The sequence below is a fragment of the Chryseobacterium paludis genome, assembly GCF_025403485.1.
In the GTDB taxonomy this organism is placed as follows: Bacteria; Bacteroidota; Bacteroidia; order Flavobacteriales; family Weeksellaceae; genus Chryseobacterium; species Chryseobacterium paludis.
Genome location: NZ_CP099966.1, coordinates 2,378,765 through 2,400,081, shown reverse-complemented (window position 1 = coordinate 2,400,081; position 21,317 = coordinate 2,378,765). Strand labels below are relative to the sequence as shown.

The window sequence follows — 21,317 nt, the reverse complement described above, 5'->3', positions numbered from 1 at the left end:
ATTGAATGAAGTATGATACAGATAGCTATCTTTAGTGATGTACACGGAAATCTTCCCGCTCTGGAAGTCGTATTGAATGATATTAATGAAAGAGGAATTACACAGAAATTCTGTTTGGGTGATTTGGTAGACTTTGCTCCATGGGGAAATGAAGTGATTGAGATCATTAAAGAAAAAAATATTCCATGTATACTGGGAAATCATGACGAAAGGATTGCTTTTGATCTTCCTGTTGTTCCGTTAAATAAGCATTCTCAAGAAGAAACCATAGCCAGATTTTCAGCTATTGATCATTCTAAAAAATACATTACAGATGAAAATAAATCATTTCTGGCAGAGCTTCCTTTTCATTTAAAACTAAACTACAAAATAGGAAAGAAATATTGGAACATTCAATTGGTGCACTCGAGTTTACAGAGCAATGATACCTACTTGTATGAATCTGAAAATGATAAAGTTTTTATGGAAATGCTGAATGCTTCTCAGTCTGATGTTCTTGTAATGGGGCATACCCACTTATCCTTTAAAAAACAGATGGAAGGTAAATGGGCAATTAATGCCGGTTCTGTAGGTCGCTCGAAAGAAGAGAATCGATTAGCCTCTTATCTGATTCTTACCTTAGATGAAGAAAAAATAAATCCTGAAATTATTCAGCTGGAATATCCTATAAATGAGGTTATTCAAAAAATTGAAGCCAGTGAGATTCCAGATTATTATGCTTTTTTTCTAAGAAATGGGAACGTTTTATTATCTCAATAAAAAAGGAAACAAAATCTAAAAATTGATATTCTTTCTGATCCGGCTAAGAGATTGTTGGGTGATTCCCAAATAGGATGCAACATCACTTAATGGAAGTCTAAGCATAAGATCGGGGTACTCAGAAATGAATTTATGATATCTTATGGATGCTTCTTCACCCATTAAACGGTTTCGTACCTTTATTTTCTCCAGTAGGGTTTGCTGCGTAATGCTTTCCAGCATATTTTTAAAATAAGGAAGCTTTTCAAACAATTCATTTAATTTTTTCTTTGGAAAAACAAGTACTCTCACGGGAGTGGCAGCAATAATTTCCTCCCTGGAAATAACCTCTTCTGTGAAACTATATAAGATTGTACAAAACTTATTTTCTTTAATAAAAAATTGGATGACTTCATTTCCTTTTTCATTGGTAGAAGCAATTTTTAAAATGCCATCTGCCACAAAGAAAAGTTCCTTTGCAATTTTACCTTCATGCAGCAGAATCTCTCCTGATTTGATTTCTCTGATCTCAGTATAATGATAGATAAGATCAAAGTCTTCTTTAGAAATTTCTCTGATGGAATTTAGAAACTTGTGAAATGTGTGAATGTCATCTTTCATTGTATAAGAATAGCCTTTATACAAAGATATTATAATTGTTAATTCGAAGCATAGGTATCATCTATCTATTAGTATTCTAATTATTTTGTAATTTTGCATTATAATTTAAATACTTTAATATGGTTAATTTAGAATGGTATCGCACCTTTAAAGAGATCTATAAGACTGGTACTTTGACCGGGGCCGCAGAAAGTTTATTTATTTCTCAGCCTGGGGTAAGTTTACATTTAAGTTCTCTGGAAGCCTATGTAGGATATAAATTATTTGACCGTACAGGACGTAAAATGATGCCCACAGAAAGAGGGAAAGTTCTTTACAATGCGGTTTTCGAGCCTCTTCAGAAACTTGAAAATGTAGAGAAGAATTTTCAGAAATCTACTGAAAAACATACCCCAACAATAAGTGTAGGAATGTGTTTTGAGACTTTTCAAACCACTTTAGAGCAGTATGTTTCTTCACTGCCTTTTAATTTGATTATCAGCTTTGGGCAATATCCTGAAATGATCGATCAGCTGGATAAAGGGATTTTAGACCTTATTATTACCCCTAAAAAAGGATCTTCTATAAATATTGAGCATGAAGCTTTTTCATCGGAGCAGATTATTTTGGTAGGGGGCAAAGATGTAGATGTGGAGAGCTTTAAAAAAGTATTAAAGACGAAGGATTTTACGAAGATCGAAGACTGGCTTAAACAGGAGAAATGGTATGGAACAACTGGTGATATGGAGCATCTGTTTCAATTCTGGATCTTAAATTTTGGACATAAACCGAATTTTCGCCCTAATTATATCGTTCCCAATCTTAATTCTATTATTCGCTGTCTGAAAGGAGGAACAGGATTAGCCGTAGTTCCTGATTTTTTATGTAAAAATGAAATTGAAAACGGTGATATTCAATTGATCTGGGAAGGAGATAAGATGTTAGAAAATACATTATACTTCGGATGCCGTAAAAAAACCAGCTACCAGTCAGAGATAGGTCATATTAAAAAATTATTCAGAGAAGTGATGAATTAAAAATTCTAAAACGATCATATCCCGCATCTGAATTCCATTTTCAAAAATAGGGGTAGAGTAGTTTTCAATAAAGAAATCTTTGCGTATTTCTTTTTTAACAAAATCATTTTTCTCGTAAAATCTGATCTGTTGGAAACCTGTATCTGAGGTGCCCACCAAGAGTGATGAAAAGTGGTTTTGCTTAGCTATTTCTTTTGCTCTATCAATTAAAAAAGTACCAATACCCTGACTGCGAAAGTCACTGATGACGGCCATATTTTTGATTTCTAATTCAGCATCATTGTTTTTATATAAAGCCATAACAGCGATATCCCTGAGGTTATCATGTAAGATATAAATATCAGATTTGAAAATATATTGATCAATAGCTTCTCTTGTTTCATCAGCAAGCAATAACAGTTCATAAGGAATATCTGATTCCTGATCAACTTTATAGAATATAAAATCACTCATTTATAAACCCATATGAATGATGGGGTAGTCTTTACCTGAACCGTCTTTTTCAGACCTCCCCACCTTGTTAAACCCCATTTTTTCATAAAAACCGATCGCTTGTGGGTTCTGTTCATTGACGTCCAGCTTAGAGAATCCTATTTGGTCTTTCATAAATTGATAAAGCTTTTTTCCATAACCTTTTCCACGAAAATCGTCATGAATGAATAGCATTTCTAAGGTATCTTCGGCTACAGATGCAAATCCTTTAGTTTCATTATTTTCCGTTATCAGATAAACATCCAATCGGGGAAGATAATCTTTTGGGATTACTTCTTTAAAATAATCAAAGTCCTTTTCACTAAGAAAATCATGCGTCGCCTTCACTGAAGATGTCCAAATTTCCATGATTCTAGGATAATCTTTTTTCCCCGCTTTTACAATGTGATAAGACATAATTTATAATTTCACACAAAAATAAACAAATTAAAAATTTCATAAAGGCGCGATGTATGGAGCAAAATTTCAATTTTTTGTTGCAAATTTGTTTAACCTTTACATTAAAATTAAAATAAAGAATTATGCAGAAAAAAACGTACATCGGGCAGCCAGTTGTTACTTTGAACAACGGAGTTGATATACCGGCATTAGGATTTGGTGTTTGGCAGATTGATGATTTAAAAGTTTGTGAAGATGCAGTGATAAAAGCAATTCATACAGGATATAGGATGATTGATACGGCATCTATTTACCTTAATGAAAAAGCAGTAGGAAGTGCTGTGAAAAATAGTGGTGTAAATAGGGATGATCTCTTTATCACCTCAAAACTTTGGGTACAGGATCACGGATATGAAAAAGCTAAAGCAGCATTTCAAAGAACATTGGACAGACTGCAATTAGATTATCTGGATATGTATCTTATTCATTGGCCATATGGAGATTTCTTAGGAGCATGGAAAGCACTGGAGGAATTATATAAAGAAGGAAAAATCAAAGCTATTGGGGTTTGTAATTTTACTGCTGAAAAATTGGACGAATTAAAAGCAAATTCCACCGTTCTTCCTGTGATCAATCAGATTGAATTACATCCAATTTTCCAGCAAAAAGAAATGCAGGTTTACGATCGCGAAAATAATATTGTGACTCAACCCTGGAGTCCTTTAGGGAATGGAAATGCAGAACTTTTACAAAATACATCATTGAAATCGATTGCTGAAAAATACCACAAAACGGTTGCTCAGGTGATTTTAAGATGGCATTTACAGGAAGGATTTGTGATCATTCCAAAGTCTGTAACTCCATCCAGAATTGAAGAGAACTTTAACGTTTTCGATTTTGAATTAACGGAAGAAGAAATGAATGTAGTACGATCTTTAGATACAGGGAAGAGATTGTTCTTTGATCCGAAAGATCCTGAATGGGAACAAAAAATGCTGAAATCTGTGGCTGATATTTAATTTTAAAAATTATTGTATAGGTTTTAATTGAATGTGAAGATTCAGTTACAATAATGGGACTTAAAATTGTCTATCGAGATAAGATAGGATTAACCAGAATAAATAAGATGAAATTTGGCAGGTTAAGGTAATTATGATCTCCTTCCTTTAAGGATTCAAATATATTTAGGTAATTTTAAATAAAAATATTCAATGGAATGGCCTACTGTAATTGCTGAAAAACTAAGTATAAAATACCCTATTATTCAGGCTCCTATGTTTGGAGTAAGTACACCGAAAATGGTTGCCGCTTCAATGAATATCGGTTGTCTGGGAACTCTTGCTTTGGCAGATTTATCTGCTGATCAATCTGCTAAACTAATTCAGGAAACAAAGAAATTAACAGATCAGCCTTTTGCGGTTAACATTTTTGCCCACTATATTCCTGAAATAACGAATGATCTGCAACAGAAATTTATAAAAACCAAGTTCTTTATCGAGCAGCTGGCAAAAGAAAGCCATTTAGAAGTTAATCTTCCGGATCTTGAAAATATTAAAATAAATAGCTATCATGAGCAAATCGATGTGATTATTGATGAAGGCTGTAAGATCCTAAGTTTTACTTTTGGAAATCTGGATGGTGAGAGTATTCAAAAGCTAAAAGAAAATGGAGTGCTGCTTATTGGAACCTGTACATCAGTAGAAGAGGCACTGGTATTAGAGAAATCAGGAATAGATATTATTTGTGTACAGGGAATTGAAGCTGGAGGTCATAGAGGGACCTTTGATGTTGAGAACATTCCACAAATTGGTGGCTTGTCTTTATTGTCACAGGTATACGATCATGTTGGTATTCCACTCATTTATGCTGGAGGTCTTTATAATGCAAGAACATTATATGCTGCAAAAGAGCTCGGTGCAAAGGGATTTCAGGTAGGCAGTATTTTATTGGCTTCCCAGGAAAGTGCCTTGCGGCTATTTGAGAAAGAAAAGCTAAAAGCTGTAAACGAAAGAGACATTGTTTTAACCAAAAGTTTTTCAGGTCGCTATGCAAGAGGAATTAAGAATAAATTTATTGAAACATTAGATAATTCAGAATATGTTTTACCTTATCCTTATCAGAATAAATTGACCAATGAGTTGCGTAAAGTGGCCAAAACAATGTGCAATACAGATTTTGTAAACATTTGGTTAGGCCAGTCAATCCACAATTACAGTGAACTTTCAACAGTTGATATCTTAAAAAATCTTATTCTCGAAGTCAAGGAAATATAAGAAGAAATTGTTTTATTTTTGCAGGCTTTAAAGGAGAGTATATATGAAAAAAATATTTTTACCATTCGCTTTATTTTCAATGGCAGCCTGTGCGAGTGATAGTGAGGATTTTAATACTTCAAATGATGCATCGATAATCGGAAAATGGTATATTGAAAAAGTTGAAGTGTTTAAATCTAAAAATCAACAAACACAAACCATGACTTCAACTGAATGTAAGAAAAAAAGTACCCATGAGTTTAAGTCAACAAACATGACCTCTATAACCTTTGCCCCACAAGGTAATAATTGTATCCAAACTGATGTAGTAACCAGAAATTATACTTTTAATACGGCTAATAAGAAGTTTTGGTATGAAGGAGAGCAGGATTATCCTTACTATATTACTCAGTTGACACAGACAGACATGGTGATGGAAGATAGACTTGAGGATTTTGATAATGATGGAATCAATGATGTTATCACAAGATTTTTTAAGAGAATAAATTAAAACAAAAACTCCTTTCAAATCTGAAAGGAGTTTTTTATTATTTCGTTAAATCTAAACCACCAAAGTTACCTGAGCTCATCATCAGGAAAACACCTTGGGTCTTATCTAAGAGATCCCAGTAGGCGTGAAGCTCTTCAGCATTGGTAAAGACCTTTAAATGGTCGTTTTTAAATTTTTCCTTGATCAGGTCCGGTGAGATAGGATCCATTCTTTTGATCTTTAAAGCATCTTCAGAATAGAAGACTATAGCTTCATCCAAACCATCCATTGCATGGTCGTATTGCTCCAGAAAAGCAGGGTTTAAGCTTGAATAAGTATGAAGCTCCAAGAAGCCGTATTTCTTATCTTTCCTAAATTGTTCATTAAAGGCTTTTACAGCCGCTTTTACTTTGCTCGGAGCATGTGCAAAATCCTTATAAAGAGTAGCTTTATCTGCTCTTTCTACTTTTTCAAGACGTTTAGAAGCTCCTTTAAAGCTCATAATTGCTTCATAAAAATCCTCATCCATTATACCCAGTTGTCGGCAGATGTTTCTTGCACCCTCCATATTCAATAGATTGTGTGCTCCAAAAACAGAAAGAGGGATATCACCCATTTCAGTTTTTAGTAAAACTTTACCATTGCTGATTTCATATTCTGGAGTTTTATAAGGTATTTTTCTGAAAAAATTCTCTGCATTTTCAACGACTTTTACTACTTCTGGATCTTCCTCATTGTACACTAAAACACCACCAGGAGTTATGCTTGCTACGAATTTTCTAAACTGTTCTATATAATCATCGAATGTTTTGAAAACATTGATATGATCCCATGCAATTCCACTTAATAGAGCAATATTAGGCTGATATAACAAGAATTTGGAACGAAGATCAATAGGAGAGGAAAGGTATTCGTCACCTTCCAATACCATAAAGTCATTGTCTTGAGTTAATTTTACCATACAGTCAAAACCTTCCAATTGTGCTCCTACCATAAAATCTACCTCTTTCTGATGGAAATTCAGAACGTGAAGAATCATTGAAGTAATTGTCGTTTTTCCATGTGATCCGGCAATAACGACGCGGGTTTTATTTCTTGACTGCTCGTAAAGGAATTCAGGATATGAATATATTTTTAAACCCAATTCTTTTGCTTTTGCTAATTCAGGGTTATCCTGATGAGCATGCATTCCTAAAATGACGGCATCAATATCAGAAGTGATTTTCTCAGGAAACCAGCCCATCTCCTGGGGAAGAATTCCTTTATTTTCAAGTCTTGATTTTGAGGGTTCAAATATAGCATCATCTGAACCTGTCACCTGATATCCTTTATCTTTTAATGCAATAGCAAGATTATGCATGGCACTTCCGCCTATAGCAATGAAATGGGTCTTCAACTTTACTTATTGTTTTTTAACGTTGTTATTAATGATTTCCTGGAAAGCATTGGTAATGTTTATCCAATTGGTCTTAAAATTTGGCATAATAAGACTTGCATCTGTTCTGCTTCCTTCGTTAGGACCTTTTTTTATATTAATAGAAGTTGTCACAGCATCGTATAATTTTTTGTGATCTTCCTGTATTCTTCTAAAATTATTTTGAGAAAGAACGTTATCAAGTTTTTTTAAGTCCTCATTTGAAACCTTAAAATCCTGTTTGATCTTTTTTCCTTCACCCTCAAAAGAATAATGTGCTGTATTATCTTTAATAAGCAAGTTTTCATAGACAGGAGCATATCCTCCGCTTTTAGAATAGCTTATATCGAAATCCGAATATACTTTTTGACTGTTACATGAAACTAATACTATGATTGTGAATAAGATCCCTATTATCCTTTTCATATTTAATTTGCCTTTTTTTAATTATCTGAATCCTTTTGTTCCAATTTTTTAGCTTTTAATTCTTCATCATATTGGTGCAGTAAATTAAAATCCTCCGTTTGTTCAATAGCTGTCATGATTTTTAAAAGAATCTGGTGGGCATTTTCTTTATCATAATCGATATCAAGCGGTGCTTTAAATTCCATAGTTGGTTTTACACCTGTTACTTTTACACGTAGTCCTTTTTTATCAAATGCTCTTCTAAAGCCATTGATCTTAATAGGAATTACAATCGGACGCTGGTTTTTTACCAACTTGGCAGTACCTCTTCGTCCCTGAGCAAAAGCAGATGTAGTACCTTGAGGGAAAGTAGCTACCCAACCATTATCCAAAGCTTTCATTATATTATCAACCTCTGTAAGGTCTACCATTCTGTTTACATTTTTCCCCTCAGCTCTCCATGTTCTTTTTACAGTTACAGCTCCGGCTATTTTAAAAATCTTAGGAAGAATACCTTTATTCATGGTCTCTTCTGCTGCTACATAGTAAAAATCGATCTTCGGATTAAGCAGATAGATCGGATTTTTAATAGTGTTTAAATAACCATTGTTTACAGCACAAAATGCGTGATACATTGCTGCTACATCTGCAAAATAGGTCTGATGGTTGGATACAAATAACACATTAGAATCAGGAAGATCCACCAGGTGTTCAGTACCCGTTATCTTTAGTTTATTAAAACCATTGAATCTTCTATAAGATACAAATCCTAAAATAAAAATAATTAACCTTTTCAAAAAGTAAGGTGTTCCGAATGCATCGGTGAAAATATTTTTCTTCGCCATCTCTCAATTAAACACGGTAGTGCAAAGTTACATTTTTTTCAGTAACTGACTGAATTCACTTAATATCATTGCTGTAGCGCCCCAAATAATGTATCCATTAAAATTGATCACCGGAACTTCTTGTCCGCCAGCGCTGTCCAAAGCCATAATTTCTGGTTGATCCGGAAGATTTAAAAAAGAAGTGATGGGAAATTCGATCGTTTCTACAGCTTCACTTTGCTGTAAAATGAAAACAGGGTTCTTTTTGGTATATGAGATGTAAGTGTAAACGTAAAAGTTGCTTGGTGGAATATAAATAGGTGATATCTCTCTTATAACTCTTACATAATGTTTATCAATTCCTATTTCTTCCGAGGTTTCACGAACTGCTGTTTCAGCAAAATCTCTATCCATTTCTTCTCGTTTTCCACCAGGCAAAGATATCTGCCCGCTGTGTCTGTCATGTTCGTTTACAGTTCTTTGAATTAATGGGAAATACCATTCATCATCTTTTAAATATAAAACAATATTTACTGCGGCAAATTTTGGATTCTTTTTTAAGATTTCATCGTGGTTGAAAATAGGACGTGAGGGTATGGAAAATACCCCATGAGCATGCTCTCCAGGTAGCTCTACATTTTTAATTTTTCTTAATAAATCTTTTCCAAAACTTTCCATAGCTCAAATTTAGCAATATATCTTGAAGAAAAGAATAGCCATTAACATTAATTAACCATTGTTTTAAGCTTATTTTAGCATATAGGTTTATGATTTGCTTATGCTGTGGCTATCATAAATTTTATTTAACCGACACAGTTGGAACATGTTTTACTTCGAAGTTGACAGAGTTGGCAATAAAACAAAATTCATGTGCCTTTTCGTGAAGTTGTTTTGCTTTTTCTATCATTGATTCCGCCGTAACAATCACTACAGGATTTAATATAACTTCTTTAAAACGACCACTGCCGTTCGCTGTTTCCTCCATAATTCCGGTTGCATTATCCATATAACCTGTTACAATGATTCCTGCCTCAGAACAAAAATGCAGATACCAGAGCATATGACACGAAGATAAAGACGATAAAAGCATATCCTCAGGGTTATGCTTGGTCTTATCTCCCCGAAATGCAGGGTCAGAAGATCCTTCGATGATTGTTTTGTTGGCTATTGAAATAGTATGACTTCTTTCATAGCTACGATAATTGCTCGTGCCTGTTCCTTTGTTTCCTGTCCATTGGATGGTGGCTGTGTAGTGATGCTCTTTCATAGACTATTTTTTAGTGGTTTTGCTAATTTAAAAATAAAAAAGCCCCTAGAAAACTAGAGGCTATAATTTCGTATTAATTAGAATATCCTGATACTTCTTCTTTTTTAGAATTGTAAATTTTGTATTCTAAGTACTTAAAAGAATCCCTTGGGACGATGGTTACCCATTTTTTATATTTTACAAACCATTTCATCTGGATGCTTTTAATACCTTTAGTAAGGTAAGCTTCTACGAATGGGTGTACATGCAGATAAAGTTTCCCTTTATCCTTTTGCATAATATTTCTGATGGTTTCTTCCATCCTTTCCACAATAACAATAGGAGCTATTATTTCTCCGTCTTTATTAGGGTTTTCTTCTTTGGTTTCGATTTGTTTTTCCGGACGATTTCTCTGTCTGGTAATCTGTATCAATCCAAATTTACTTGGAGGTAAGATTTTGTGGCGAGCTTTGTCGCGCTTCATTTCTTCTTTCAGATGTTCATACAAATCTCTTCTGTGATCGGCGTTTGGCATATCGATGAAATCGATTACGATAATTCCGCCCATATCACGAAGACGTAATTGTCTTGCAATTTCTGTTGCTGCCATTTTATTCACGTTGAGAGCGTGTTCTTTATTGGCTGCATTTCCGGTAGTAATATTATTTCCGGAATTCACGTCGACTACGTGTAAAGCTTCCGTATGTTCAATAACAAGGTAAGCTCCCTTAGAACTTGGAATGTTGACGTGTTTTCCAAAGCTTTGTTTAAGCTGTTTTTCAACATTGTAATATTCCAGAAGAGGAATGTGAGAATCGTAAAACTGGACAATATTTTTTCTTTCAGGAGCAATTACCTCTACATAGTTTTTCATTTCCTCTACCATCTGTTCATCGTCACAAATGATGCTTACGAAATCCTGATTGAAATTGTCCCTTAAAATAGATGAAGCTTTATCTTCTTCGCTTAAGACCTTAGATGGAACTTTATTTTTTTGAATATTTTTAAAAGTGCCTTCCCATTTCTGAATCAGCTGATTCATATCGTTGTGAAGGTCTGCAACTTTCTTTCCTTCTGCAACGGTTCTTATAATAACACCAAATCCTTCAGGTTTGATACTTTCAATAAGAGTCCGCAATCTTTCCTTTTCCTCAAAACTTCTGATTTTTTTAGAAATGGAAACTTTATTGTCAAAAGGTATTAAAACCAAAAAACGCCCTGTTAGGGAAATCTGGGTAGAAATTCTGGGGCCTTTAGTGGAGATAGGTTCTTTGGTAATTTGTAGCAGAACAATGTCATCTTTAGCAATGACTTTCTCTACCGTTCCGTTTTTGTCTATTTCGGGTTGTATCTCGAAATTTTTTAAGCTTGAAGTGCTTTGCTTTTTAGAAATAGTATCTTTTAAAAACTTTTTATACGTAAGATATTGTGGACCTAAATCCTGATAATGCAAAAAAGCATCTTTATCATAACCGATATTTACGAATGCGGCATTAAGATTAGGTGCCAGTTTTTTTACTTTTCCTATAAATAAGTCTCCAACTATAAAATCACTTTTGTCCTCTTCCTCATGAAGTTCACATAGTCTTCCGTCTTCCAGTAATGCAATCTTTGTAAGTTCATCCTCATGCGAAACTATTAGTTCTTTCTTCATTTTGTTATAAGATAAAATTGTTAAGATTATAGGGAATAGGCATGGTGTTTTGTAAATAAATTCATTTTTAAATTTAAGAATTAGTATTTAAAGTTATGCTATTTATTTCAATAAATAAAACCAATCCTGATTCCTTGGGAATCCTATAGTTACAAATAAAAATATAGTCGGTGTAAATTAAAAAATTAAAAACACCAACTATATTAATATATTATGAATCTCGAAAAAAGAGATTATTTTTTCTTATGTCTGTTCGCTCTTCTTCTTTTCTTTCTTTTGTGAGTTGCAACCTTGTGTCTTTTTCTTTTCTTTCCGCTTGGCATAATTTTAAATTTTTTAGTAACTAGTTAATATTCAGTTAATTTTTATTTTACTGCAACTTTAGTCTTTACTTTCTCAACAAAAGATTTTGATGGTTTGAAAGCAGGAATATTATGAGCAGGGATCTCAATTGCAGTGTTCTTAGAAATGTTTCGTCCTGTTTTAGCAGCCCTTGTTTTAATTATAAAAGAACCAAAACCTCTTAGATAAACGTTATCTCCATTATACATAGAAGTCCTGATCTCCTGCATAAAAGCTTCTACAACTTTCTGTGTTTCATTCTTTTCTGTTCCCAACTTATTTGAGATGGTGTTTACCAATTCTGCCTTTGTCATTTCCTTTTTTAATTTTAAATTTTAGGTGTGCAAATTTAGTTAAAAAAATTGAATACTAGCAAATTAGTGGCAAAAAAATTTCGATAAACGGTTGAGGTTTTTGTATTTACTCTATATGAATATTACGTTAAGATGTTTTTACATGCTGGAATTATAATATCCGTTTTCTACACAAAATCGGATCAGATGCAGTTTGGTTTTTAATCCAAGCTTCTCTGTTAGCCTGTTAATATAGGTGTCAATGGTTCTCGTACTTAGATTAAGTTTCTCACCAATTTCCTTATTACTAAAGCCTTCGTAGCAGAATTTCATCAATTGTATCTCGGTAGGAGAAAGCTCTTCCTGACTCTTTTTCTGTCTGTCCATGTATTCCATTACAGCAAGAGGTTGCTGTTCCCATTCTTTGGAATACGCTTCGTAATTGAACGTATTTGAAGTAACCTGTCCTTTAATGATATCCCTTATTACGTTACTTTTTTTCTCGCAATAATAAAGGTTTGGGATTTTAGAAAGTATTTCAGCCATATCTTCCTGATAGGTCCCGGAATAGGTAATGATAGGCGTTTCAGTATTACTTTTTCTGATGTATTTTATAGCTTCAATTCCACTCAATATGGGCATGAAAAGCTCAATAATAAAGACATCTTCTTGTCTTCTGTAGATTCTGTTTACAAGTTCGTGCCCGTTATTACAATCATTAAGAAGCATGTAAAACGGATTTTCCAAAAGTGTTTTGACAAGTATTTTTTTAAAATAAAAATCACTGTCAGCTATTGAAAATCTCACGGTATTAGATAAAATTTTATTCACTTTAATATTTAATATCGATTTGGCCTATGATAATTAAATTTAGAGGCCTAAATTAAGAAAAACTTATGAAAGTTAAAATTAATCTTAATTTAAATGAGAAATTGGTGGGTATATCACGGAAAAGTTAGATATTGTGCAGGAATTTTTTTTTTTATACTTTCACAGACCCAAAACAAATCACAATTTATGTCTTCAAATAGAGAGAAAAAATTAAATAAGTCGGACGTCAGAGTAGGCATTTGGAAATTTGCTCTATCTTTTGTTGTCCTAGCCGCTGTTTCATTCACCAGCGTATTTTTCTTTTTTAAGAGTTACGATGAACAAACAGAGGGCGTGAGTCGAGATGCCGAAGCCTACAACGAATTATTGGGTCGTAGTGATATACTCAGAGTTCAGGTGGATACGATCTACAGTAGAATGGGTATGCTTAACAGAGCCGAAAATGATATTCTTCTAAGAAGAAATATTATTGATAACATAAATGATGTTAAAAACATCATGAAAAAAGATAGCATTGACAACTTTAAACAGTATGCTATTCTAATGAAGCAAATAGGTAGTATGCTTGCTTTGAAAAACCACATTGTAGATGTTTCCAATCATAAAAGGATTGCCATAAGAGACCTGAACAGCTGTACAGGTAAAGTAGGGCATGTGGAAAATATACTGAAAGAAGATCCTACCAGAAAGTTCACTGGAAGTAGAAGAAAAAGATAATAGTTATGCAAGGACAGATTACATTATCCAAAAAAGAAAAGCAGTATCAATTTTTCTATTTGATTTTAATGCTTTTAGCGGCACTTATATTTCTTGGAATCATCTTTTTGAAGAGGTTTAAATCACCTTTTTCGGAAGACGATATTATTTCAATTCAAAAGCTTGAACAAAAAGCAAAGTTTGATCAACAGCAAAAGGTTACCTTAAAATTACTGGATAGTACATTCGTTAAAATAACCCGACTTAAGGATGAAACCACTGAACCATTTGTTGAAAACGATATCCAGACGGGAATTCTAGATATTGATAACGTTTTTGGCAATGATTTTATTGATATCAGGAAAGAATCCTATTCCCAGATTTCTCTGTTTTACAAAATGTACTTTGATGACAAAAAGATTATTTCCACTACATCTGAGGATATTAAACTCTTTGAAAAAAAATATCAGGAATGCATGATCGGTCTTAAAGACAAAAAAGATCGGGTATTTCAACGGGAAAATGCATTAAAAGCAAGAAGCCAGTAAATCAAAAATTATTATTCACAAATCACATCACAATTATAACTATGAATTATTTTGAAAAGAACAAAAAGAACATTATTATCGGTGTTGTCGCGACATTGCTAATTGCGGCTCTTGTTGCATTATGGCTGCAGAAAAAAATCATTCATTCTGCAGATGATATTGTAGGAAGTGTTTATCCATCTACTTTAAGCGTAGGAGACACACTGGTATTTGAGGATACGACACAATTTGCCAAAAGTAAAAAATGGAACTTTGGAGATGGTCAAACTTCAGAAAAAAGCAGTGGTTTCCATTTTTACAGCAAACCGGGATATTATCCGGTAACGCTTATTATTGATAATAAATACTCCAAATCCTTTCCCGTATTAGTTTCTGCGAGAGCAATTCAGAAAGCAAAAGATACGGCGATGGTTAAAACAACAATAGAAGCTCCATCTCAGGCAATGCAGCATGAGAATGTGCAGTTTAGAGCAATTTCAGATGCAAAGGAGTTTAGCTGGAAATTTGGTGAGACTCAAAATACTGATTCCAGAGATAAACTGGCAATTTATTCTTATAAACAACCGGGTGATTATATCGTTACATTGTACACTAATCAAAGTCTGGAACCTGTTATTCACCATATCAAAATTCTTCCTTATTACGATGAGTTAGAAGATGGAGAAGTAAGTGTAGAAGATGCTTATGCCAAGATCGATGATGACTTTAAAAGACATTTGCAGCAAATTGCAAATGGAAGCAACTTCAATTCACACTATAATTATTTACTTCAGAAATATCTTTGTAATAACGAAAATACAGTAGTGAAAGTAAATGATAGTAAAGCGAACAACTTCTACATGTACTGTGCGGGACTTCAGTTTGACAAGAATACCATTATTCAAACTGTAAAAGTTAATTTTGATGATACACAGAACTGCGTAACCAAAGTTGATATCAACCAAAGTAAATAATTATAACCCTTTATTGGGAACACCAAATCATAAAAGAAAATTAGGATGAGAAATAAATTTCCTCTAGCAGCATATTATATTGGAGTTTCAGTTTTACTTATAAGTTGTCAAGTAAAATTACCATCAAAAAAAACTCCTGAACCGGCACAATACGGGCAAATTGATAATGCCTCAGTAATTAATGGCTATCCGAAAAAGTCAGCTCCTTGGATTGCCATTTCAGATCGATCCAGAAATACGGCGTATCTTGATAAGAATGATGAAAAATCATATAAAGAAGTTAAATTCTTAGAGCCTCTAATGGTTCTAAAACATAGAGATGGAATGGTAAAAGTAGCGGAATATGTTCCTGATGCTTTAATGAAAAAAATCTCATCAAAATCTATTAAAACCTACGGTTGGATTCCCGAATCCGAACTTCTGCTTTGGAACAGCTCACTAAAAGATGAGAAAACGGGTTATCCGGTAAGGGTGGCAGTAGTTCCTAGTAATAGTGATGTAATCAGAAGTGCTGAAAGATACTATAAAAATGATTCCATTATGGTTTTCAATTCTCCTAGTTTAATTGAAAATGCTAATGTGAAAATTCCTAATGGACAGATCGTATATGTCTATAAACAAGCAGAGAATAATAAGAGATTTTTGGTCGGAAAAAGACCAAATATTGATATTGACAGTATCAGCACAAGTTTATACGGCTGGGTAAGTTCAAACGTGATTTCAGCGTGGGGTGAGCGTTCTGCGGTAAAAATGAAAAATACAACAGAAGTTAAAGAGACTGCTTTAGGATTACACGAAGGCGCTCCTGGTGGGAGTGATGGAATAAACAGAACAGCAGTTCTTTTAACAGATGTTAATAAAAGAACACCGCTTGAAAATATTTACCCTGTTAAACTTGCATTAAAAGATACTCCGACTCCAGATTCGAAGACTAAATATTTCACTAATATTTTAGATTACAGTAAAAATTATGTTTTCAATGTACTTGGTGAGCCTATCTATTTTGATCGTTACCGAGAGATTACCGAGAGAAATAAAAGAATAAATATTGTATTTGTATTAGATATCAGCGGACCAAATACTCCGTATGCACCTATTGTGAAGTCTTTATTACAGGATTTACAGCTGAGATTTGAAAAACCTTCTTATTTCAATGCAGTAAAATATGGTGTTGTTCTATATAAAAACAATACATGTGGTGATAATGTAGCTGTATCTAATCTAAGTCAGGATTACAGTAAAATAACAACATTCATAGATCAAAAGTCTAATGAAATGAATTGTCCGACTAATAGTGGATATCAACCAGTTAGTGAAGGTTTAATAGCGGCGGGAGATCTTCTTTCTTCAGTTCCTGATGAGACCAACCTTGTAATTACAGTTGGTACATCTGCTAATCAGAGTGGAAATATGTTTGGTGTGATTAACTCTCTTACGCAAGCGCAGGCAAGGTTGATTATGTTCCAGACAAGTGCCAGATCTTCTGATACCTATAATGATTTTGTATTGCTCGGAGAAAATATTGTTGCGAATACTGCAAAAAATATTGCTGAACTTAAAAAACAAAAGATCATTAACCAGAGTGATGTTTTAACCAAAAATAACTTTAGTCTTATTGAAGGAGACGAAGGTTTCTTCTCTCTGGATTATCCAAAGCAAAGTATGTCACAAGGATTTGTAATTTTCCCTAAAAAGGGTGATATTGCAGCTCCTGGATATTTGAAAAAATCTGTTGACAGTTTAATTTCTCAGGTAACGCTTGACAATTCAACAATCGACCACTCTCTGAATGAATACTTCCATTCTTCAGTAGGAGCTGGAAAAACAGATGTAGATGCAAAATATAAATACTTATACACGGGACTTACGAATCCTGTTCCTGCAGGAATTGCTGCACAGTTGATCAATTATGGAAGTCCGTTCTTAGTGAAAGGTTATATTCCCAAAGAGTTAAAAGATTATCAGCCTGGCCTTGAAAAAGGTATTTTGATTTCTGAAACGGAATATGATAATCTTAAGTCTTTTTATAAAGAAGTTTATGAGAAAACAGGTGCTGAAAGATTAGATTTTAATCAGTCTAAAGCAGTTAAAGAATATGTTCGACTTCTCAAAAAGTATAATCCAACGACGAGATTTTTAGATAAAGGTGATCTGTATGAGCAGCCAATGTCTTATGCTGTGGGATTGACTACAGGTTTTGATAACTCAGATGAAGAGTTAATGTCTAAATACAAACTTAAAGGATGGAAAAAGTCTAAGATTGTTTTAAATGAGACGGTAAGAAAATATTTTCTGAATTATAAAAATTTGTCAGAAAGATTACTAACGCATAGAAATAATCCGGCGGTTAAGATTCAGCAAAATGGACAAACATTCTATTGGCTGAACGAATATTTCATGCCGACGATGCTTCCTGTGGAAGAACCGGAATATACTAAACATTAATCACTCACGATAGGTAAAAGGGCGGAAATTTATTTCCGCCCTTTTTTATGTTTAATTTAAAGGAAATTAGAGGCTTATATTTCGTAATTTGACTTAAAATGTTTCCTGGTGTTAAAAATTTTTAAGATGCTTTAAACTATTCATATGAGGCATATTCGAATATTTTGACAGGTATTTTATCATATAATTAAAACATTGAATCGTAGAACTACTACAAAAAATAAAAATTGCATTTAAAAGCTTTTAAGAAAGGAATAAGGATGTTATCTTTGTTTCACAATCACTGAGTCACAAAATACTATTAACGATAAAAAATTTACAATAATGGCAGCAAATTCAAGAGGAATTTTAAAATTCAACGGAGGCGAAGGTCAAAAGTTATTAAAACTTAACTACAGTGTTTCCAGATCTACAGATGTATCAGGAAGAGTAGCATCCGATCCCTCAAACGCACTTATCAAAATTACAGTAGAAGCTACGGATAAATCTGATATCCTTGAAAGCTTGCTAAATGGGAAATATAAACCAACAACAGGAGAAGTTACATTTAATAAGTCTCACGAAGAAGGAACTCTGATTACTTTAAAGTGGGAGAATGGATATGTAATTCAGCATGAAGTAGATTTTGATGCAGTAGACGAAAACAGCATGTTGATCAGCTTTGTAGTAAGTGCAGAGAAGATCGATTATGGTTTGGCTGCTTTCGAAGGTTTATGGCCAATGAGCTAATTAAAAGCGACACATTTAATCCACATTCATAAGAAAAAGACTGTCCATCAAAAGACAGTCTTTTTTGCCTGAGATGATGCATAGTTATGTTCACTATAGTCATAGTAATAGATATAATATTTTTATAAAGTAATACTTTAAACAGATTAAATATTTTTTTTTACCTTTAAACTTCACCACAATCACAAAGTTATGTCAACCACACTTGAAAAAATGCACGGTTCATCTTTTAATATTTCACAGAATACTGATGAAGTTCTGATGGATTTTCATATAAGTGACGGATATCCGATGCAGTTGCTGCTGGTGAAATTTAAGAGAGATTCTCTTCTAAGAAAGGCTATCTTTTTACACTGAAATTATTTACACTAAACAACATATATTAATAAGAAAACTATCAATGGGAGTACTAGTAACCAACGAAACAGTAAAACAGCTTTTTCATATTGCACAATCGATAGCAAGAGAAAATTACAATGCCACTTATGGTGGTCCGCATCTTTTGCAGGCTTTAATGCATAAAGATATCGGACTCAATGAATTCTTGAAAAACATTGATAAAGATCCGGGTTATTTTTATGAATGGGCGGATGTACGTCTTGAAGATTATCCTAAGACAACTCATCTTCCTGACGAAGTGGGACAGGATGAGCATGTGGATCTAATTACAGAGGAAGCAGATGATATAAGGCTGAAACTAGGTTTAGATGAAATTACCCCCATCTGTATACTTACAGCTATCGTGAAACCTCAGGTTGCATTTTCATTACAACAGTTGAAATCTTTGCCATTAAGAGAGCATGAGATATTCAATTTATATAGAAAAGATTCGCCTTTCAGTACATCTGAAAATGGTGAGATTTCTTCACTTTTTTCTAATACATCAGATTTTACAGATTCCTCTTTTCCGTCGATCAAAAATTATTGTGTGGATCGGACAGCACAAGCAAGAAAAGGAACCCTGGAAAATATCATTGGCAGGGATAAAGAATTAAGAATGCTTGTTGAAATTCTTTGCCGTAGAAGTAAACCGAATGTTATTATAATTGGTGAACCGGGAGTTGGTAAAACAGCTTTGGTAGAAGGTTTTGCTACTGAAATTACAAAAGGGAATGTTCCTGAAATGCTTAAGAACGGAACTCTTTTGGAGTTGGATACCGGAGCTTTGCTTGCGGGAACTTCATATAAAGGCGAAATTGAAGACCGCCTGAAAAAGGTAATCAACGAATGTAAAAAGATAGAAAAAGCTATTTTATTCATTGATGAAATTCATACCCTTTTAGATCCTAAAGGGAGTATTGGAAATGTTGCCAATCTTCTGAAACCTGAATTAGCAAGAGGCGAGATTACTGTTATAGGTGCCACAACGCAGGAAGAGTATAGAAAAATTATCGAACCGGAACAAGCCTTCAACAGACGTTTTGAAGTGCTTACCGTAAATGAACCTGATGAGAAGACGTGTGTAAAAATGATTGATGTTCTTTTAGATGGATATAAAAAGCATCATAATATTGAAGTTGAAAAAACAGCTATACCTGAATGTGTTCGATTGGCGAAACGATATGCAAAAGGAAAAAAATTACCCGATGCAGCAATTGACTTGTTAGACAGAACAATGGCTGCTATAAAAATGCTTGATGAGCTTTCTGAAAAAGAACTGGAAAGCTGGAAAACAATCTATGAAACAATTTTAAAAGAAGAATATCTGGATAGTAAAGATCAGGCTGACGAGCTGATCTGGAACTATAATTTATTAAGAGATAAGATCAGTCCTATTTTGTGGGGTTCTTTGAGCGAGCAACCTGCTATTGATAATTCAATGCCGGTTGATCAGATCAAAAAGATCATTGATGATACATTTACAGAGCTGCTTGAACATGCTTCAAAGAAAAGAGAGAGAGTAAGTAAGCTTGAGTTGGCAGCAGTGATGGCAGCAAAAACTAATATTCCGATCGGTAAGATCCAGGCTCAGGAAAAAGAAAAACTTCTGAATATGGAATCGCTTTTACTGAATAGAGTGGTAGGTCAGGACCATGCCTTAAAAATACTTTCCGATGCTATTGTTGAGAACCGAAGCGGACTTAACAAACCAGGTCAGCCAATAGGATCTTTCTTTTTACTGGGACCTACAGGAACAGGAAAAACAGAATTGGCAAAATCGATGGCTGAACTTCTTTTTAATGATGAAAAAGCCATGGTTCGTTTTGATATGTCAGAATTTAAAGAAGAACATTCAGCAGCATTATTATATGGAGCTCCTCCGGGATATGTAGGATATGAAGAAGGAGGAATGCTTGTCAATAAGATCAGACAGCAACCTTATACTGTAGTTCTGTTTGATGAGATCGAGAAAGCACATCATTCTGTTTTTGATGTATTTCTTCAGATTATGGATGAAGGAAAAGTACATGATAAACTTGGAAAAGAAGGAGATTTCAGTAATGCTATAATACTATTTACCTCCAATATTGGAAGTGAAGAAATTGTAAAACAATTTGAAGAAGGAAAGGTTCCCGGATCTTCAGCATTAATGCAGATTATGTCTAATTCAGGGAGATTCAGACCAGAATTTTTAGCAAGGATTACAGAAATTATTCCTTTTGCACCTATTACGGAATCTATTGCCGAACGAATTTTCAATATCCAGTTAAAGTCACTTCATTCTTCATTAACGAGATTGGGAATGACACTTAAAATCAGTGATGAGGCTGTTAAAAACCTTGCCCTTGGAGGATTTAGCAGTAAATATGGTGCAAGACAGATCTCAGGAGTTATTCGTGCCCAATTGGCAAGACCTATTTCAAAAATGATTGTTCGCGAAGAGGTAAAAACAGGGCAGACGATTCATGTAGACTGGAACAGTGAAGAAGACAAATTAACGTGGAACGTAGTATAAGTCTGTAAAAAATAAGGTAAAATTAAAAATGTTTTATTTTTAGTTTTACCTTAA

The 21,317-nt window shown here is 33.8% G+C and carries 23 protein-coding genes; 12 read left to right on the top strand and 11 right to left on the bottom strand.

Translation table 11 applies throughout. The features are described 5' to 3' along the window. Positions 1-12: 12 nt before the first annotated feature. Complete coding sequence (locus NG806_RS10700; protein ID WP_261513025.1) at positions 13-759, top strand: metallophosphoesterase family protein; 747 nt, start codon at positions 13-15, stop codon at positions 757-759. Positions 760-774: 15 nt separating this feature from the next. On the opposite strand, the gene NG806_RS10695 is transcribed toward NG806_RS10700, so the two are convergent. After that, complete coding sequence (locus NG806_RS10695) at positions 775-1,359, bottom strand: Crp/Fnr family transcriptional regulator (RefSeq protein WP_261513024.1); 585 nt, start codon at positions 1,357-1,359, stop codon at positions 775-777. A 119-nt stretch (positions 1,360-1,478) separates the two neighbouring features. On the opposite strand from NG806_RS10695, the gene NG806_RS10690 reads away from it, so the two are divergent. Next, the gene (locus tag NG806_RS10690; protein WP_214829057.1) at positions 1,479-2,375 is read left to right on the top strand and encodes a LysR family transcriptional regulator; all 897 of its coding nucleotides are present in this window, start codon (positions 1,479-1,481) and stop codon (positions 2,373-2,375) included. Here NG806_RS10690 and NG806_RS10685 read toward each other — a convergent pair. After that, positions 2,352-2,828 (bottom strand): GNAT family N-acetyltransferase, encoded by a 477-nt coding sequence (locus NG806_RS10685; RefSeq protein WP_214829059.1) that lies wholly within the window; start codon positions 2,826-2,828, stop codon positions 2,352-2,354. The two genes, NG806_RS10690 and NG806_RS10685, sit on opposite strands and share 24 nt — an antisense overlap. Beyond that, positions 2,829-3,263: a GNAT family N-acetyltransferase gene (locus NG806_RS10680; protein ID WP_261513023.1), complete on the bottom strand. Its 435-nt coding sequence runs from the start codon at positions 3,261-3,263 to the stop codon at positions 2,829-2,831. It lies immediately after the preceding gene. Positions 3,264-3,388: 125 nt separating this feature from the next. Here NG806_RS10680 and NG806_RS10675 point away from each other — a divergent pair, with 125 nt between their 5' ends. From NG806_RS10675 to NG806_RS10665, 3 genes are all read left to right on the top strand, one after another. Then, positions 3,389-4,264 (top strand): aldo/keto reductase, encoded by an 876-nt coding sequence (locus tag NG806_RS10675; RefSeq protein WP_261513022.1) that lies wholly within the window; start codon positions 3,389-3,391, stop codon positions 4,262-4,264. Positions 4,265-4,456: 192 nt separating this feature from the next. Beyond that, complete coding sequence (locus tag NG806_RS10670) at positions 4,457-5,518, top strand: NAD(P)H-dependent flavin oxidoreductase (RefSeq protein WP_261513021.1); 1,062 nt, start codon at positions 4,457-4,459, stop codon at positions 5,516-5,518. Positions 5,519-5,561: 43 nt separating this feature from the next. Further along, a complete protein-coding gene (locus tag NG806_RS10665) occupies positions 5,562-6,008 on the top strand; it encodes a lipocalin-like domain-containing protein (RefSeq protein WP_261513020.1) in 447 nt (148 codons plus the stop codon). 37 nt (positions 6,009-6,045) lie between these two features. Here the strand turns inward: NG806_RS10665 and NG806_RS10660 are convergent, their stop codons facing one another. The 8 genes from NG806_RS10660 to NG806_RS10625 all read right to left on the bottom strand — a co-directional run bounded on the left by NG806_RS10660 (position 6,046) and on the right by NG806_RS10625 (position 12,972). Then, positions 6,046-7,383, bottom strand: coding sequence for a UDP-N-acetylmuramate--L-alanine ligase (locus NG806_RS10660; RefSeq protein ID WP_261513019.1), 1,338 nt, complete (start codon positions 7,381-7,383; stop codon positions 6,046-6,048). Between the two features lie 6 nt (positions 7,384-7,389). Continuing rightward, on the bottom strand, positions 7,390-7,827 hold the full coding sequence (locus NG806_RS10655) for a hypothetical protein (protein WP_214829077.1): 438 nt from the start codon (positions 7,825-7,827) through the stop codon (positions 7,390-7,392). Between the two features lie 17 nt (positions 7,828-7,844). Continuing rightward, the gene (locus NG806_RS10650; protein ID WP_089029229.1) at positions 7,845-8,651 is read right to left on the bottom strand and encodes a lysophospholipid acyltransferase family protein; all 807 of its coding nucleotides are present in this window, start codon (positions 8,649-8,651) and stop codon (positions 7,845-7,847) included. 27 nt (positions 8,652-8,678) lie between these two features. Next, positions 8,679-9,308 (bottom strand): NUDIX hydrolase, encoded by a 630-nt coding sequence (locus tag NG806_RS10645; protein WP_214829083.1) that lies wholly within the window; start codon positions 9,306-9,308, stop codon positions 8,679-8,681. Between the two features lie 121 nt (positions 9,309-9,429). Further along, positions 9,430-9,897 carry an OsmC family protein gene (locus NG806_RS10640; protein WP_261513017.1) on the bottom strand — a complete coding sequence of 156 codons (468 nt, stop codon included), beginning with the start codon at positions 9,895-9,897 and terminating at the stop codon, positions 9,430-9,432. 73 nt (positions 9,898-9,970) lie between these two features. Then, positions 9,971-11,530 carry an Rne/Rng family ribonuclease gene (locus NG806_RS10635; protein WP_214829086.1) on the bottom strand — a complete coding sequence of 520 codons (1,560 nt, stop codon included), beginning with the start codon at positions 11,528-11,530 and terminating at the stop codon, positions 9,971-9,973. A 365-nt stretch (positions 11,531-11,895) separates the two neighbouring features. Further along, positions 11,896-12,186, bottom strand: a complete 291-nt coding sequence (locus tag NG806_RS10630) for an HU family DNA-binding protein (RefSeq protein ID WP_002984212.1) — start codon at positions 12,184-12,186, stop codon at positions 11,896-11,898. A gap of 138 nt (positions 12,187-12,324) precedes the next feature. Continuing rightward, complete coding sequence (locus tag NG806_RS10625) at positions 12,325-12,972, bottom strand: LuxR C-terminal-related transcriptional regulator (protein ID WP_390882591.1); 648 nt, start codon at positions 12,970-12,972, stop codon at positions 12,325-12,327. Positions 12,973-13,182: 210 nt separating this feature from the next. Between NG806_RS10625 and tssO (NG806_RS10620) the strand changes: the two genes are divergently transcribed. The 7 genes from tssO (NG806_RS10620) to NG806_RS10590 all read left to right on the top strand — a co-directional run bounded on the left by tssO (NG806_RS10620) (position 13,183) and on the right by NG806_RS10590 (position 21,263). Beyond that, a complete protein-coding gene (tssO, locus tag NG806_RS10620; protein WP_214829090.1) occupies positions 13,183-13,713 on the top strand; it encodes a type VI secretion system TssO in 531 nt (176 codons plus the stop codon). A 5-nt stretch (positions 13,714-13,718) separates the two neighbouring features. Further along, positions 13,719-14,240 carry a type VI secretion system TssO gene (tssO, locus tag NG806_RS10615; RefSeq protein ID WP_214829092.1) on the top strand — a complete coding sequence of 174 codons (522 nt, stop codon included), beginning with the start codon at positions 13,719-13,721 and terminating at the stop codon, positions 14,238-14,240. Between the two features lie 41 nt (positions 14,241-14,281). Then, positions 14,282-15,193 (top strand): PKD domain-containing protein, encoded by a 912-nt coding sequence (locus NG806_RS10610; RefSeq protein ID WP_214829094.1) that lies wholly within the window; start codon positions 14,282-14,284, stop codon positions 15,191-15,193. Between the two features lie 45 nt (positions 15,194-15,238). Next, the gene (gene tssR, locus NG806_RS10605; RefSeq protein ID WP_214829096.1) at positions 15,239-17,638 is read left to right on the top strand and encodes a type VI secretion system protein TssR domain-containing protein; all 2,400 of its coding nucleotides are present in this window, start codon (positions 15,239-15,241) and stop codon (positions 17,636-17,638) included. 324 nt (positions 17,639-17,962) lie between these two features. Then, positions 17,963-18,367, top strand: coding sequence for a type VI secretion system tube protein TssD (gene tssD / locus NG806_RS10600; protein ID WP_214829098.1), 405 nt, complete (start codon positions 17,963-17,965; stop codon positions 18,365-18,367). A gap of 192 nt (positions 18,368-18,559) precedes the next feature. Further along, the gene (locus NG806_RS10595; protein WP_261513010.1) at positions 18,560-18,724 is read left to right on the top strand and encodes a hypothetical protein; all 165 of its coding nucleotides are present in this window, start codon (positions 18,560-18,562) and stop codon (positions 18,722-18,724) included. Between the two features lie 43 nt (positions 18,725-18,767). Beyond that, entirely contained in the window at positions 18,768-21,263 is a 2,496-nt protein-coding gene (locus NG806_RS10590; RefSeq protein ID WP_261513008.1) for an ATP-dependent Clp protease ATP-binding subunit, read from the top strand. Positions 21,264-21,317: the final 54 nt, after the last annotated feature.